Raw genomic sequence first — 15,660 nt, 5'->3', positions numbered from 1 at the left:
AAAATCAATGGCTGCAAAAGGAAGCATAGACACTGACAGGTGAATGCCATGCAAGCCAAACTTCAACAACAACTTTCTCCTGCTGATGCCGAAGTCATTTTGAGACGCTTGCCAGAACGAATTCAAGCGGCTCCGATCGCGCGTGCTGCGGAAATTGAATATCCGATCGAAGCTGCGATAGAAATGGCGAGCGCCAGTTTTTTCGACACAGAATCGTTAGGTTTCGTAGATTGCAAACCAGGACGTGGGCAGTAAAACGGAGAAGGCGACGTTTTGTCAATTGAGCGGCGATCGCTATTATTTTAACTTGACTGAGATTCTAAGAAACCGAGTTTTTGAGCAAATCTGCAATGCTCTAAGGAAATATTATCGTAAAAAACCCGGTGTCTCGACCCCCAATTAATTCGACTGAATTTGCGAATTCAAAACCTTAGAAATTCGATCGCGCGTTTCCTCCAAATGAGCCCGCGTATAAGCATCAGCATTCCGATCCAAATTCCGAATACTCTTGCTCAAACCCTCCCGCAACTGTCGCAACTCGTACCAAGCCAAACTCCGCGCATCCTCTGGAACACTGGTTTTTCGCAGCACCATTCCGATCAAAATCGCTAAATGTTCCCGCTGCAAAGAACGCCGAAAAGTTGAAATTTGCATCTTCTTTTCCGGCTGCAAAACCTCTTTCCAGATATCCTTTTGCACAGTATCCAACACTTCCGGCAACCTCAAAGCAGTTTCCGGCGCCGATTTTAACTCCGCATCCCGCAGTCTCGCCAAGCGCGTCGGAGATAGCAAAACCCGCAACACAAACCGCTGCAAAAAAGTAATTCGATCGCCGATCGGGTAATCTAGAGGAAACACCAAAGCCGGACTTCCCCAGTGTTCCCAGCGCGAAGGCGCCAATTTGTTGAGCAATTCCGGCGCAAAACTAAACGCATCCGGCGCAAAAACGTACTTCTCTAATGTTGCCAAAGCTTCTCGCTGCTGAGAAAGTTCGATCGGCACAAACGGCAACTTCGCATTAGTATCTCCAGGGCGAATCCGATTAAACGACTGTCCCCCCACATACAAAGTCGCATTCATCACCTGGTTGACATAATACCCGAACACCGAATCAAACATCACCCGCAGTTCGTTATAACCCTCTTCCCCAACTGGAGTTCGCTTTTCTAAACGCTTCCACATCGCCCTCGCATTATCCAATTGCCATTGCGAATACCTCAGCATATTGGCGCTGAGATCGAAAGTATTTGCAGCGGGATCGAGAATATCAACAGAATCCTCATCCGGCGCGTAAGCTAATTGCTGTTCCGCAGCGCGGCTGGCAATTTGTTGCAGCGCTGGTAAGTCGCTGTTCGGGTTTGCGCCGCCAATCACCTTGTAACCGTACTCGATCGCCCAATCGTCGTAAGGCCCTACAATCGTTGGAAAATAGTCGCCCTGCACAGTTCCCTGTGGTGCCAAATTAATCGGCACATAATCCATCACCGACGCAATCATACCTTGCGTGCGAGTTACCTGAGTATTGTTCAAATCCTCCGGTTGCAGCATCGTACTCCCGTGAAAATTGTGCCTCAAACCAAGAGTGTGACCGACTTCGTGCGCCGTCAAATATCTGATATATTCATTAACATAATTGTCAATCGTCCCACTGCTAGGCGCTGCATTTTCCAACAGATCCATCGACATTGCCCCGATCGCAAATTGGCGACTAGATTCCAACCCAAAACACATATCCGAGCTCGACATCAACCGCGATAAAGGATCTCGCTTTTGCTCTTGGTATCTTTCTACCAAAGTCGGCAAATCATCAGCAATTCCACCTTGAGAATTTTCCCCACTGCTTTTTCCTAAATCCCCATTTTCTAGCACCTTCAAATAGCGAGAATACATCCCGAACTGACAGGGATTAGTATTAGAACCGTTTCGCCCTTGAAAACTCTTAGATAGCGATCTATTTTGTTCCACCAAAGACCGATAGCCCTGTTTCATTTCCCGGACAACATTAGCATCCAACAGAATATCAGCATCCAAAATTTCCCCAGTCAGCGGGTTAGTGCGAGATGGCCCGAGGCCGGCAAACTGAGGCTCAAAAGAACTCGACCAGCGAATAGTATTGTAGCGAACATCAGCCGGGTCCCATTTAGCATTGTCCGGCATTTGTTTGACCTGAATTGCCTCCGTAAAACCTGCCTTTTCAAAAGCTTTGTTCCACTCCAAAACGCCCTCGCGAATTGCGTTTCGGTATTCCGGAGGCACATTATTTTCAATCCAAAACACGATCGGCTGCACCGGAGGCGACATCGGCGCCGTCGGGATTTGCTTTTGCAAATGCCAGCGATTGATATAGCGCACAAAAGGCTCCCGGCTGCTCTTGTCAGAAAAGTCCTTATATGCTGTAAGAAAATAGCCCACTCGCTCGTCCGCAAGCCTGGGGCGGTAGCCGTTATTTAGCGGGACTTCCGAGAAACTGTAGTGAATGCGGAGGTTAAAAGCCCGACTGTCAGGAATCGAAGGTAAATAGTTAAGTTCACTGTCATTATCGCTAGAAAAACCGTAAATAGAAGCAATTTCCACATTCAGCGGAAACGCTTTAACATCTTTAAAATAAGACTTGTCTTCATCGATCGAGTAAGAAGCGCCCAAAATCATCGGCAAAATCGCTTTTACCCCTGGTAAATCCCGCTTTTGGCTCATCAGCAAATCGCCTAAATCGATCAGCAGAGTTTGTCTTTGCGAATGAATGCTTTTGAGTGGCAAAGAATAGAGAATTGACTCACTAAATCCCCGTTCTACCGAACCTGCTTGCGGGTCGCCCGGCCTTGTGCGAAAATTTATATTTGGTATCACAAACTGCACCTTATTTTGGACGCGCCGCAGTTGAAATAAGAAATCGCCTATCGGCATTCCGCTCAAAATTCCCGCTTCCCCCAAACCCGATGCCAATGTCACAAAGCACAGGAACTTTTTGTTGAGTTGTTCCGGTTTAATTTCCAGATATACTTTATCAGTTGCTTGATTGCGGTAAAGAGTAAATAGTCCCTCTAACTTTTGTGCGTCTTGGACAACCTGTTCAAAGGGTGCCAGAGTTTGCTGTTCGCTACTTTGTTCGTTGCTGGGCGACCCCGATGATAAAGCTAAAGGTAACCAGAAACCTTTATACAAACTGAAACAGAAAAATGCTAAAGATAATATAAAAAATATCAAAGGCAGATTTTTTCTCGGAATTTTTATCTGTTGATTTTTGCTATTTTCAGGAAATATCAATCTTTTCATTTTCAGTATCCAGTCGCCGGAAAGAATAGTTTTGAAAGAGCCGCGCCCCACTCGCCGCGCTGGGCTCCTTTAACTTCTAAAATAACTCAAAATTCAAAAGTCAAAACTATTGTTTCGCCGGCCAGGGAATCATGGGATCTTGAGCCAACCGCTTAGAAACTGCAACAGCACCGTAACGGTTGAGGTGGCTAGGGTCGGAAAAAGATTCCCGCGCCTGGGGCCACAATAAACTCTTATCTAGGAAAATTAGTCCGCTTTGAGCTGCTAATTCTTGCATATATTGCCGGAATTCTTGTTCGTAACCTGTCCGCACCGGGTCTAAATAATCTTCAGTCAGAGGCATATTCACAAACACGAGATTGATGTTGCGAACTTTGGTAAATTCGATCAGATTTTTGAGTGCTAGAGCTTGTTCGCCTACCAATTTAAAATTTTGATAGTCGGAGTCGTAATAACCAGATACTTTCGGGTGATTCTGAAAGTAAGTCTCGGGATTGAAGCGTATATCGATCGGCAAAAAGCCATTTGGTTGAAACTCGCTGACGGGTTTACTCGCAGCAGCGGGCTGGGTATTTTCCTTTGTTTGTTCACCCAGGGCTGCGGGTTGGGGGCTGTCGATTGCAACAGGGGCGGAGGGATTAACGATCGATCGCAAAAACCCTTTGAGTCGATCGCGCTTTTTGTAAATTGCAGAACCCTCGACCAACTTTTGACTCACCAATTGCTGAACGTTAGCTTGAGTTTGTCCCAAATTGTTGACCAATTCAGTGGCAGTTGCCACCGGATTGTTGGCGCTTTCCTTCGATGTTTCGGATTCTAATTGATTGGTGCGGATCAGAAAACTACCCCGGCTCAATTGCCTGTAACCTTCAGAAGAAGCGATCGCACTAAAAGTCAAATCCGGTCGCCCGCTGTTGAGAGCCCTCGCCCCGTCCGCCAACACCAGCAATTTCGGCAGTTGTTGCGGCGGCAAAATCCGGCGGACGATCGAATCTACAACCTGGAGAGTAGCTCCATTAACTCCAAAATTGTAAGCGCTTAGCCCCGGGTAGCCCGAAGCTGCCAAAGCTGTTTCCAACACCGCCGGGTCAATACCGCGCAGCGCCCTCGAACTACCGACAATTAAAATATCTGGTGGTTTTTTGTGCAGGTGGATGTACTCTTGATAGCGCGCTATCTGCTCGTCAAGCTGCTCGCTCCTCAAAGTTGGGAACACCGCAGGAGCCGAAACATCAGCTACAGGAACGCTAGTATTTCCCGGTTTCGTAAACCCAGAGCCATTAAAAGCCTCTTCCCGGTTGGCTGCCGGCGAAGGCTGCAACGGAGTTTGAGGCAAATTCACCTCATCAGCAGGGGGAACGGGGTTAGGGGTTTCCTTCGGAAGTCGGGCTGTAACGTCGTCCACAGCCTTGGGGGATGAATTTTGACAATTTGGGCCGCTGCAAACTTCAGAAGCGCTAGGAGCTTGACTGACCGTCGCAGATTGCAGAAATAGACCGAGGAGCCAATCGGCATTGAAAGTCAGCAGACAGCCGGCGATCGCCCAAATCAAAGCGATTCCCGCCGCGCGATCGGCTCTCACGCCCCCCGGCGCAGCAGCATTCGTTGACAAAGCATCGTTGGGAACAAACAAACCCGAAGCGACAAGCGGTTGCACCGCAGCTTGAACTAACTGCTCGCCCAGATTGTATCCGGGGAGTCTGATTTTGAAGCGGGGCCGCCAGGAGTTGGGCATGGGAGCATCGAACACCAAATTGTCGCCCAAACCCGAAAAACTCCCATCCTCCGCCGGCGCAAACTCCGGCACCGGTTCCTTTTCCAACACAGCTACTTGGGAGGGTGCCGGTGCGGGTGCCGTCGCTGATTCCTCGCCAACGGCCGTTCTGAGGTCGATTGCGTAGCGCCACAGGGGCAGTTTCTGACCGGCGCGGCGCCCGTAGACTCGCACCCCTGCGACTCCCGGAATTTGTAAGTGTCGCAAAAATTTCGCCACCGGCGGCCCTACCTTCGACTGAGAAGGGCAAGTCAGAGATTCTGTCATGACGTGCAGCACGTCGGCTTTTTGCAGCACGACAGCCCGCATCCCTCCTGTTTCCAGCTTGCGTCTGAGATTGGGGTTGAGCAACCTGTTCAATAAAAAAGTCAGAGCCAATTGGTCGCCCTCAGCCGCCAGCGTTCGGGCGCTCGCAGCCAAGTCGGGATGGTGGGCAGCAGGCAAGTCCACCCAGTCTATCCACACGGGGGACTCCGGCGCGGCCTGAGAGTCCTTGGCTGGTTCTACGCCGTAGATAGTAGCTGCGCGGATGCCTTGGGGCGCAAAGGAGGCTAACAAAGGGGCGATCGCGTCGGTGGTTTGGTGCTTGTCGGGGTATTCTTGCCGTTTAGGCTTTTGTCCTTTTTTGGCACTTTTGCTGCAAAACAGGTGGAGGGTTGCTTCTTTGAGGGTAGCCCGCACTTCGACTCTCGATGCCGCCAAGTGTTGGTTTAGCAGTTTGGCGATCGACTGTACGTCTCCCCACCTGGCCCATTCCTTGAGAATTTTGTCCGGCGAAGTCAAATCCACCCGCAGCACCCAGTCCGGCTTCGCTTCGCCGCTGACTTGGCTGCCGATCACGGCTTCCCGGAAATCCTGTAGTTGCAGTTTCCGCAGCCTGCCGGCGATGGGTTCTGCCAGCAATGAGGGGTCGGGGCTGTAAGCTGACTCGCATAGCACCAGCAGTCGCCGTTCTTTGGGCTTGATATTTTCCGACCCGTTCAGCGGCAGGGTTTCTCCGTTGCTTTTGAGTTCTTTTTCGCGAATGCTTACTTTCACCGAAACTCCCATCGGCCCGAGGATTTCGCTCAGATAGCTGGCGATCGCATCTGGATAGCCCCGGCGCGCCAAAGTTTCCGGCGAAATCGTCAATGTTCCATCGCGATCGCCCTCGCCTGAGTCAGCTTCGGGGGATTGAATCAAAGCTACCGCGCCACGGTTCGCTTTCTGCTGCGGGGGAACGGCCGAAGCGAAAGCTTCCCGCGTCGCAGCAGCCGAAGTGTCGATCGTCACGGGGGAAGTTTCAAAAACTTCTGGGTATTGAATCCGGGAGGCGATGGGCAGACTTTCGGCGTCAAAATCCAGTTCTTCCCGTACTTGCGGCGGGTGGGCGGCTGTTTCTATCGGTTTTGGTGTCTGTTTGAGTTTCTGGTTGTCATTCTTAAATTTGCCGAAAAATCCGCCTCTTTTAGGGCTTGCTGGCGGTTCGTCGAGGGAACTCGCTGGCGGCGGCACTTCGGCAACTTTTGCTTCCGGTTGCTGTGGCTGTTGCTGTCGCTTGGGACTGCTGCAATCGAGCCGGACTGTCCAGTCATTTTGTCGGGAACCGATTTTGCGGCCGCACAGAAACAACTGGTAAATTTTAGGTCGATCGGGCAGCAGTCGCGTTAAATCAGTGTGTTCGAGGGCGTTGGTAAATCTCGCCGTCACCAATTCTTGAGACGGACACTGCGCTGCTTCGCACAAAATGTGCAGGTGATTTCCCCGCAAACGCGCTTGTACTTGAACTTCGGGAAGCCCTAAAGCTTCCCCGGCCCACTGCGACGCGCTCGATCGATTGTCTGCCAATATGCTCCCGTTCGCATTCAACATGAAACTCTAAATTTTGCCAAAGCTGGTTTTGTTTTCTAGAAATAGCACAGTTACAGATTTTACAGACAATTATTTGATTTGCCGAGCCTAACCCTTTTGTCTGGTTTAAGCCATGCTGGACTTAGTGTCTTGCCTTGTATCCCCTCGACTTCGAGCCGTTGGGGAATATTTTTTTGATAATACCTCGACATTTTGGCACAGATAGGTCCAAATTAAGCCAAGCAACAAGTTATTCGTCATTAGTCATATCGTTTCCGTTTGCATCTGAATAATAATTAGACCTCTCTCATAATTCTTGTGGAACAGGCATCATGCCTGTTCAAGACTGGCTTTTCTGGAAATGTCTATTATTTTCCGACTGTAGCGCTGTGCTTTCGTCATGCTCCGCGGAGAGAGGCGCACGATAGCATTCGGGGAGTATCCCGATTTTATACAAAGCGTTTTTTCCGAGTGCGAGCTTAAGATCTCGCGAGAATATATTTATAGACTTGGCTACGCGGGGACGATCGCTTGCAGGATATCAGTCGGATGTCACTGGATTTGATATCAAAAGTCATCAGTCAGAAAGCAGCGGTCAAGATGATTATTTGCCTTTTGACACTCGGGGCGCGTGAACGCGCGAGGATTCTTGGTTCAGTCAGTCGATTTGCTCGTTGATGTCACCACCAATGAGTAGAGATCGTTCTGTCCCCAAGCGTTAATTTCGGTGTGCCCCACCGTATTTAAAGTGATTGCTGCCAACCTCAAACCTTTCGCCAAAATATTGCGAGCGGCATTGTGATCACGATCTAATACCGCGCCACAACTACAAATATGGGTTCGAGTTGACAACGTTTTTTTAACAGTATTGCCACAGGCTGAGCAATCTTGAGAAGTATACTGAGGAGCGACAGCAATCACTGTTTTACCGTACACTTTTCCCAAGTATTGCAGCCATTGAGCAAACTGATACCACGCTGCATCGCTAATTGATTTGGCCAGCTTGTGGTTCTTAACCATATTCCTCACCTGAAGGTCTTCATAGGCCAAAAAATCGCTAGATTTTACCGCGCACAATGCCGTCTTAATGGCGAAGTCTTTGCGCTGCCTGCTGACCTTCAGATGCTTTCTTCCTAACTTGTTTATCGCTTTTTTACGATTACTAGAACCTTTCTTCTTTCGAGAAACTCGTTTCTGCAATCTCTTCAAAGCTTTTTCGCTTTTGCGAAGAGAGCGAGGGTTGGGGACTGTCTCACCGCTACTATCGGTATAGAAATGATTCAACCCCACATCTATCCCAATAGCTTTACCCGTGGGAATAGATTCCTCTATCCGCTCAACGTTGATACATAGCTGAGCGTAGTAGCCGTCGGCACGCCGAATGACCCTAACTCGTTTAATCTCGTTAGGTGAATAGAAATGCAAGTCTCGACTACCGATTAATTTGAAAGTTCCAGCAGCAAAACCGTCCGTAAATGTTATACCTCTTTTATTGGTAGAAAGCTTCCAGCCTGATGTCTTATACTCTACGGAACGAGTATGTTTTTTGAACTGCGGGTATCCTTTTTTCCCTGGCTTCTTAGCTTGGCAATTAACGAAAAAACGTTGGATAGCAAAAATGGCACGTTCAGCAGAAGCTTGACGTGCCATCGAGTTAAGCTTGCCTGCCCATTCAAACTCTTTTGCCATGAGGGCGCATTGTTTGTAGAGGTCAACTAGCTTAACTCCTTGATTGTCGATCCAGTATCTGAGAGCTTTGTTTCTGACAAATTGAGCTGTGCGGATCATTTCGTCGATGACCCGGTATTGCTGCGCTTTGCCTTTTAACTTAAACTCTAATGCAATCATGCAATTATCGTATCACATTTATAGAGCATTGTGCCTATAAAAAAAATATTTGAAAATTCTTTACGCTTTAGAAATTAAAGCCTTCCTAGAAGGACGGGCCTTTTACCAGAATTTTTGGTAAACTGAGGATTAGGGATTGACACAGGAGGAATTTATGCCGTCGGAAAACCAAGACTTGCTCAAAACTCAAACATCTAACAGTCCAAAGTTGCCAGTTCCCTCAGACATTTTATTGAGCTTGGTCGCCTTACCCATGCTGGGCGGGTTGGTGGTGGCTAAAGCTGCTGCTGAGTTTGTTGGGTCGATCGGCGTTGAAAGCGAAGAAGTCTTTCGGGGTTCGCGCCTCCCCGTTCTCAACTTTCCTCAATCACAGGATTAGAAAGCCCAAGGAAGGATGCTGCAGCTAGAAGTTTAATTTTTTGACCCCGCCTAAAAACGGATACCAGCCGCCGACTCCTGTCGTGGAGAGATAAAAATTTTCTACCCTAGTTCAACTTCCCAGATTCATCTTTGGAGTAAATCTAAAATTGTTCGACTGAGCGCGACTCAACTGAGCGCTCGCCGAACGTCTCAGGCTGATCCTCTAAAATCTAAAATCCCAAGTCAACTGATATGAAAGCTTGACAATCCGTACAATCCGTGCTTCAGCAATTAATCTTTCCTTATACTTTGTACATAAGTGCCTTCTACTTTCTACGTTGCAATAAGTTGTCTCAAATTTGACTGCAAACAAAAGTGTTTTAGGCGAAACTAAACCATACAATTTTCTTGACACCCGCAGCTATTGAGGAACAGCCCGATGAGTTCAGTCCTCCAGTCTTCAGAACAGGCTATTGATACAACATCTATTTCCCATTCTCCCGCTTACTCAAAATCAGACCTGTTTCTGCGAAATCGCCTCAAAGTTGTAGAGGACTTGTGGGAATCGGTGCTGCGACAGGAGTGCGGGCAGGAATTGGTGGATTTGCTCCAACAAATGCGATCGGTCAATTCCGCCGAGGGACAGGCCACTCACTTTCGCGAGTCGAATGTCGTACAGCTAATCGAAAAGCTCGACCTTAACGCCGCCATCCGCGCCGCTCGGGCTTTTGCGCTGTATTTTCAGTTGATAAACATTGTCGAACAGCACTACGAACAGCGAGACCAACAGCTAGCTTACGCTAGCAGCAACGATGCTGGTGGGCGGATGTTTTCTAAGCTACCAGGACAAGCAACGGATGCCCCCGATCGCCCGCGGCACAGGGAAGGCCCCGGCCCCGTCCAAACGGTTCTGAGCAATGCAGACAGCAGCGAGACGATCGCCCGAGATGCCGGCACTTTTCACCAACTGTTTCCGATGCTGCTGCGCTTGAACGTGCCCAGCCAGCAAATCCAGCGGTTGATCGATCAGTTAGATATCCGCTTGGTATTCACCGCTCACCCGACAGAAATTGTCCGCCACACGATCCGCACCAAGCAGCGGCGAATGGCGAAGATTCTCCAACAGCTAGACCAAGTTGACGAGAAATTTCAGGCCCTGGGGGCAGACTCTCAAAGCCCCTACCCGGTGTCTTGCTGGGAAGCTGCGGCCCTGCAAGAGCAACTGATGGAAGAAATTCGCCTCTGGTGGCGCACGGACGAACTGCACCAATTCAAGCCGACTGTGCTTGACGAGGTGGAATACACTCTCCACTACTTCGATGAAGTGCTGTTTGATGCGATTCCCGAACTCTACCACCGCTTAAAGCAAGCGCTCCACGCTTCTTATCCTTATCTGAAACCGCCGAGTTACAATTTTTGCAAGTTCGGTTCTTGGGTGGGATCGGACAGGGACGGCAACCCTTCTGTGACTCCGAAAGTTACTTGGCAAACAGCTTGTTATCAGCGCCATTTGGTGCTGTGTAAGTACATCAACGCCGTGAAACGCCTCAATGAACTGTTGAGTTTGTCGCTGCACTGGAGCGACGTGCTGCCGGAATTGCTCGAATCTCTCGATCGCGACAGATCGGAATTTCCCGAGGTTTACGAGCAGTGGGCGATCCGCTACCGCCAAGAACCTTATCGGTTGAAGCTGGCCTACGTGCTGCAGCGGCTGGAAAATACGCGCGATCGTAATTGGCGACTCTACAAAGGAGACGAGTTGCAGCGGGAACGCGAAGCTTTGTCGGAAAATCCCGGAATGACCGGCCTTTATCGATCGGGCGCTGAGTTTTTGACCGAGCTGCAGCTCATCGAGCACAATTTAGTGGAAACAGGTTTGAGCTGTCGGGACTTGGAAAATCTGCTCTGCCAAGTAGAAATTTACGGATTTAATTTGGCTTACCTAGATATCCGCCAAGAGTCAACAGTACACTCCGACGCTTTGAGCGAAATTGCTGAATACTTGCAAATTTTGCCCAAGCCTTACAATCAAATGTCGGAATGCGATCGAACTATTTGGCTCGCAACGGAACTGCAAACTCGCCGCCCTTTAATTCCAGCAGAATTGCCCTTTTCTCCCAAAACTTGCGAGACGATCAATACCTTCCGGATATTGCGGCAAATGCAGCAGGAGTTTGGCCCGGAAATTTGCGAAACTTACGTCATCAGCATGAGCCACGATGTCAGCGATTTACTGGCAGTTTTGCTGTTAGCCAAAGAAGCAGGACTTTACGATCCGGCGACAGGAATTAGCAGCATTCAAGTAGTTCCCCTGTTTGAAACGGTGGAAGATTTGAAAAAAGCGCCGGAAGTTATGCAGCAAATATTTGATTTGCCACTTTATCGAGCTTTGCTAGCAGGAGGATACGCGCAGGAAATAGCGGAAAAAAGCGAAGAAAATATCCAATGTCCCCTCGAAACTCTCAAATTGCAAGAGGTGATGCTGGGCTATTCGGACAGCAATAAAGATTCGGGTTTCCTCAGCAGCAATTGGGAAATCCACAAAGCTCAAAAGGCTTTGCAAATGGTTGCCGAAAATTACAATGTAGAGTTGCGGATTTTTCACGGCCGAGGCGGTTCTGTAGGGCGCGGCGGCGGGCCTGCTTACAAGGCAATTTTGGCTCAGCCTGGTAAGAGTATTAGCGGGCGAATTAAGATTACTGAACAAGGCGAGGTTTTGGCTTCTAAATATTCTTTGCCGGAGTTGGCGCTTTACAATTTGGAAACGGTGGCGGCGGCGGTAATTCAAGCTAGTTTGCTGCACACTGGTTTTGATGGCATCGACCCTTGGAATGAGATTATGGAGGAGTTGTCGGTGAGATCGCGATCGCACTACCGCCATTTAATCTACGAACAGCCGGATTTAGTTGATTTCTTCCACCAAGTTACCCCGATTCAAGAAATCAGCCAGTTGCAGATTAGTTCTCGCCCGGCCCGGCGCGGTGGCAAAAAAGACATCAGCGGTTTGCGAGCAATTCCGTGGGTGTTTAGCTGGACTCAAAGCCGCTTTTTGCTGCCTTCTTGGTACGGTGTCGGCACAGCTTTGCAAGAGTTTTTGCTGGAGGAACCGGAAGAACATTTGAAACTTTTGCAGTATTTCTACTTAAAATGGCCGTTTTTTAGAATGGTAATTTCTAAGGTGGAAATGACCTTATCTAAGGTGGATTTGCAGATTGCAGAACACTATGTGCGGGAGTTAGCTTTGCCGGCTGACAAGGAGCGTTTTCAAACTCTATTCGAGCAAATTGCTGCGGAATTTCACTTGATTCGGGATTTGGTTTTAACTATTACCGGACACCAGCGTTTGTTGGACGGAGATCCATCGCTGCAGCGTTCGGTGCAGTTGCGAAATGCGACGATTGTGCCTTTGGGTTTGTTGCAGGTTTCGTTGCTGAAACGTTTGCGGCAGCACGGTAGTGGCGGGGTTCCGGGGGTGATTCACTCGCGTTACAGCAAGGGTGAATTGTTGCGGGGAGCTCTGCTGACGATTAATGGAATTGCTGCAGGGATGCGGAATACCGGCTAGGGAAATAGTTTTGAGTTTTGAATTAGTGGTGAGGTGCGCGCTTACGCACCTTGCTACTGGTAGTTTCAGAATTCGCGCGATCGCCCCTTGTAGTCACAGCCATAGGAAACTGTTCGCTATCCTAGCTGAGATTTTTTTATGTCTAAACGCAAACAGTCTGAAGGTTGTCGCCCGATGCTGCGGCGCACTTTTTTATTTTTAACGGGCATAGCTTTGGCGCGGGTTGCGGCTGACTATTTTGCGATCGCCCAAAACCGAGATAGTTTCTTGACTCTCGCGGGTCAAGTGTGGCAAAAGTCACTAGCTTTTTTATCAAGTATACAATCAAATCAAACTCCTCAACCTCTCCCTAACAATCCGATTGTAAAATCGGGAAAAAACAATCAACCTCTGCCGAGTAATCCTATTGTAAAATCGCCGGAAAATTCTCCTGCTGTGCAGCCGTCTCAACCTCAAATTATCAAACGTTCTGCTAAGCAAGCAAAACCTGTACAAGTCAGCAGCCAAAATGTAGCTGGCGCAAGTTTTTATCTAACAACTATTGACCTCGCAGACCCAGAAATTTATATCACAATTGGGTTAGCTAATAATGCAGATTTTGCAAATACTTCTAAAGTCACGCGGGGTGATGAACCTTTTGAAAATATGGTGGCGCGTTACCGGGCTGCTGTTGTTGCTAACGGAACTTTTTTTGGTAAAGATGAGCAGAAATCTGTGCTGGGAAATATGGTGGCGGCGGGTAAGTTTCTGAAATACAGCCGATGGGAAAATTACGGCACGACGTTGGGGATTAAAGCGGGAAATCAATTGGAAATGGTGACGGCTAGAATCGAAGGTAAGCCGGATTGGAGCCAACATTGGTTTTCTCTGACTTGCGGGCCGAGATTGGTTAAAGGGGGGAAAGTTTGGCTGTCTCCTTTATCGGAAGGTTTTAAAGATTCTCATGTTTTGGGCGTGGGTTCAAGAACGGCGATCGGCTTTCCGGCTTCCAGAGATAAGTTATTTTTGGTGACTTTTCTTGACAGTTTGTCTTTGGAAGCAGAGGCTAAAGTTATGCAGGCGATCGGCTGTTTTGAAGCGATGAATTTGGACGGGGGCGCTTCGGTGGGTTTGGCTCATCAAGGGCAGATTTTATTGCCGCCGGGACGGAATTTGACGAATGTCCTGGTGGTTTACGATCGCGAATATCCAGCGCCGACTCAGTTAAAGCAGTCCTGGGAACGCTTTCAAAAGGGATCTCGACCTTCCCCCGATCCGTCCGTTTTTTTTGATTGATCTAGCAGAAGGAAGTTCGGTTTTCGTTGCACGCGATCGGGATGTAACGGATGGAAGAAAGAACGAAGAAGGAAGAAGGAATCGAGGGAGCATCCAGATTTTGGGTAGTGCTCCCAAGGGAAGGATGAGAGAATTAGAGACAATGCTATAACCAGTGGTTGGGATAGGTCCTTTCTGCCGCTAAATTATTAAAGATGACGGCGCACAAGACCAAGATTATTGATCCCTCAAAAGCAGGTGTTAGCAAAAATTTCCAGTCTGGTTGGGTCATCATGACCACTAAGGCAACTGCTCCCGAAGGGGGATGTAGAGTTCTGGTAATCTGCATAATTCCGATCGCACTAGAAACAGCCATTCCCATCGCCCAGGGAGAAGAACCGACAAAATGCAGAATCATTAAACTGGTGAGAGCAGCTAAGAAATTGCCCCCAATGACATTCCGGGGTTGAGCCAAAGGGCTGTCAGGGACACCAAAGATCAGAACGCTTGTAGCACCAAACGGAGCCATGAGTAAAGGAGAATTAGTTTTTACAGCAAGATAGGACGTTGCAGTAATTGCCAAAAAACTGCCAATCCAACTCCAAAAAATATGCCGAGGATGAGGTCGGTCTATTGGGCAGGTCAATGGACACGATCCCCATCTCCCAAAGGTTTTAAACCAATAACTTTCCCATTTCAGTCGAATTTTTTTACTGTCAATCATAAATCAGGTTACTTGATAACCAGGCTTCTTAAATTGTCGGAACTAGCCTTCGCTAAAGTTAAGATATCATAACATTTGGTCAAAAAGTAGTTAAAGGCACAGATTTTTTACTTCTATGCCGCTCAAGCTGCAGCTAACCACTCGGTTGGAACTCATATCTTGCACCATTCTCAAGAACAGGCTTTCCGGCCTGTTCCACAAAGAGTAGATTTTCTTCTTGTGGAAAGGGCCGCAGAGCCCGTTCATAAAAGGCTTATTGACAATGGTGCAACATCTCAGTTGGAACGGACTAGCGAGTTTGGTCGGTTATTTGTAAGGTGCGATGCCCAGTAAGCATGAATTGAAAGAGCGCACCCACACTTTGGATAAGTCTCTAGTTCAGAATGCGATCGCCGTTTTCTGGTTAGTGCGATCGAGACGATCGCACTCGGATATAATTACGAACTTAATCTTCGTTACGGAGAGTTTTCCCACTCGGCGGTAAGCTTGCGGAAATTGTATTTAGATGCACCGGGGTGACAAGTAACGCAACTGCTGATATTTGCGGGTTGTGGCAGTTTGACTTTGGGGTGCAGAGCTTTGAAATAGCGAGAACTGGCGACTCGGTAGGCGAGTTCTTCGTCTTTGGCTTGGGGACGAGAAAAAGTTTGCAGGTAGTTCCACACTAGCAGACGAGGCGGGTCTACTAGCAGTTTGATGGTTTGTCCGTAATGTTGGGGATCTTGCAGCAATCTGCGCCAAGTTTCTGTAGGTAATACTTGTGGCGGTAAACCGATGTGACAGGTGGCGCAGTTTTCTAGGTACAGTTGCTGTCCCAGTTGGTAGCCTTGGGGGATGCGATCGACAGTTCCAGTATCCTCGATCGAAGACACCTGAGCCAGTCGCGCCGGAGTGCGAGAGTAGGCAGTCTGAGCTGCAACCCATCCGCCTCCGGTACAGCAGACAATTATCAACACCAGCAAAGTTGAGTAAAGCCCCCGCAAGCCTACTCTGCGACGTTTGCGGGGTTTTTCCTGTTTCATAATTCTGAAT

10 protein-coding genes are annotated in these 15,660 nt (G+C 48.6%); 5 read left to right on the top strand and 5 right to left on the bottom strand.

Features of this window, described 5'->3' with window-relative positions:
• Positions 1–48: 48 nt before the first annotated feature.
• Complete coding sequence (locus tag QT996_RS04970) at positions 49–255, top strand: hypothetical protein (protein ID WP_333044949.1); 207 nt, start codon at positions 49–51, stop codon at positions 253–255.
• Between the two features lie 144 nt (positions 256–399).
• Here the strand turns inward: QT996_RS04970 and QT996_RS04965 are convergent, their stop codons facing one another.
• From QT996_RS04965 to QT996_RS04955, 3 genes are all read right to left on the bottom strand, one after another.
• The gene (locus QT996_RS04965) at positions 400–3,273 is read right to left on the bottom strand and encodes a zinc-dependent metalloprotease (RefSeq protein WP_333044947.1); all 2,874 of its coding nucleotides are present in this window, start codon (positions 3,271–3,273) and stop codon (positions 400–402) included.
• 106 nt (positions 3,274–3,379) lie between these two features.
• Complete coding sequence (locus QT996_RS04960; protein WP_333044945.1) at positions 3,380–6,898, bottom strand: hypothetical protein; 3,519 nt, start codon at positions 6,896–6,898, stop codon at positions 3,380–3,382.
• 633 nt (positions 6,899–7,531) lie between these two features.
• Entirely contained in the window at positions 7,532–8,725 is a 1,194-nt protein-coding gene (locus QT996_RS04955) for a transposase (RefSeq protein ID WP_333044944.1), read from the bottom strand.
• Positions 8,726–8,861: 136 nt separating this feature from the next.
• Between QT996_RS04955 and QT996_RS04950 the strand changes: the two genes are divergently transcribed.
• The 3 genes from QT996_RS04950 (at position 8,862) to QT996_RS04940 (ending at position 13,925) form a co-directional block, all read left to right on the top strand.
• Positions 8,862–9,104: a hypothetical protein gene (locus QT996_RS04950; protein ID WP_333044941.1), complete on the top strand. Its 243-nt coding sequence runs from the start codon at positions 8,862–8,864 to the stop codon at positions 9,102–9,104.
• A 420-nt stretch (positions 9,105–9,524) separates the two neighbouring features.
• The gene (ppc, locus tag QT996_RS04945) at positions 9,525–12,650 is read left to right on the top strand and encodes a phosphoenolpyruvate carboxylase (protein ID WP_333044940.1); all 3,126 of its coding nucleotides are present in this window, start codon (positions 9,525–9,527) and stop codon (positions 12,648–12,650) included.
• A 138-nt stretch (positions 12,651–12,788) separates the two neighbouring features.
• Positions 12,789–13,925, top strand: coding sequence for a phosphodiester glycosidase family protein (locus tag QT996_RS04940; RefSeq protein ID WP_333044939.1), 1,137 nt, complete (start codon positions 12,789–12,791; stop codon positions 13,923–13,925).
• 145 nt (positions 13,926–14,070) lie between these two features.
• Here the strand turns inward: QT996_RS04940 and QT996_RS04935 are convergent, their stop codons facing one another.
• Positions 14,071–14,628 (bottom strand): HPP family protein, encoded by a 558-nt coding sequence (locus QT996_RS04935; protein ID WP_445243874.1) that lies wholly within the window; start codon positions 14,626–14,628, stop codon positions 14,071–14,073.
• Between the two features lie 322 nt (positions 14,629–14,950).
• Here QT996_RS04935 and QT996_RS04930 point away from each other — a divergent pair, with 322 nt between their 5' ends.
• Complete coding sequence (locus QT996_RS04930) at positions 14,951–15,112, top strand: hypothetical protein (protein ID WP_333044936.1); 162 nt, start codon at positions 14,951–14,953, stop codon at positions 15,110–15,112.
• Here the strand turns inward: QT996_RS04930 and QT996_RS04925 are convergent.
• Positions 15,084–15,650: a diheme cytochrome C gene (locus tag QT996_RS04925; RefSeq protein ID WP_333044934.1), complete on the bottom strand. Its 567-nt coding sequence runs from the start codon at positions 15,648–15,650 to the stop codon at positions 15,084–15,086. The genes QT996_RS04930 and QT996_RS04925 overlap by 29 nt on opposite strands.
• Positions 15,651–15,660 lie beyond the last annotated feature (10 nt).

It is taken from the genome of Microcoleus sp. S13C4 (assembly GCF_036700865.1).
GTDB lineage: Bacteria > Cyanobacteriota > Cyanobacteriia > Cyanobacteriales > Microcoleaceae > Microcoleus.
This window is presented reverse-complemented; position numbering and strand designations above follow the sequence as displayed.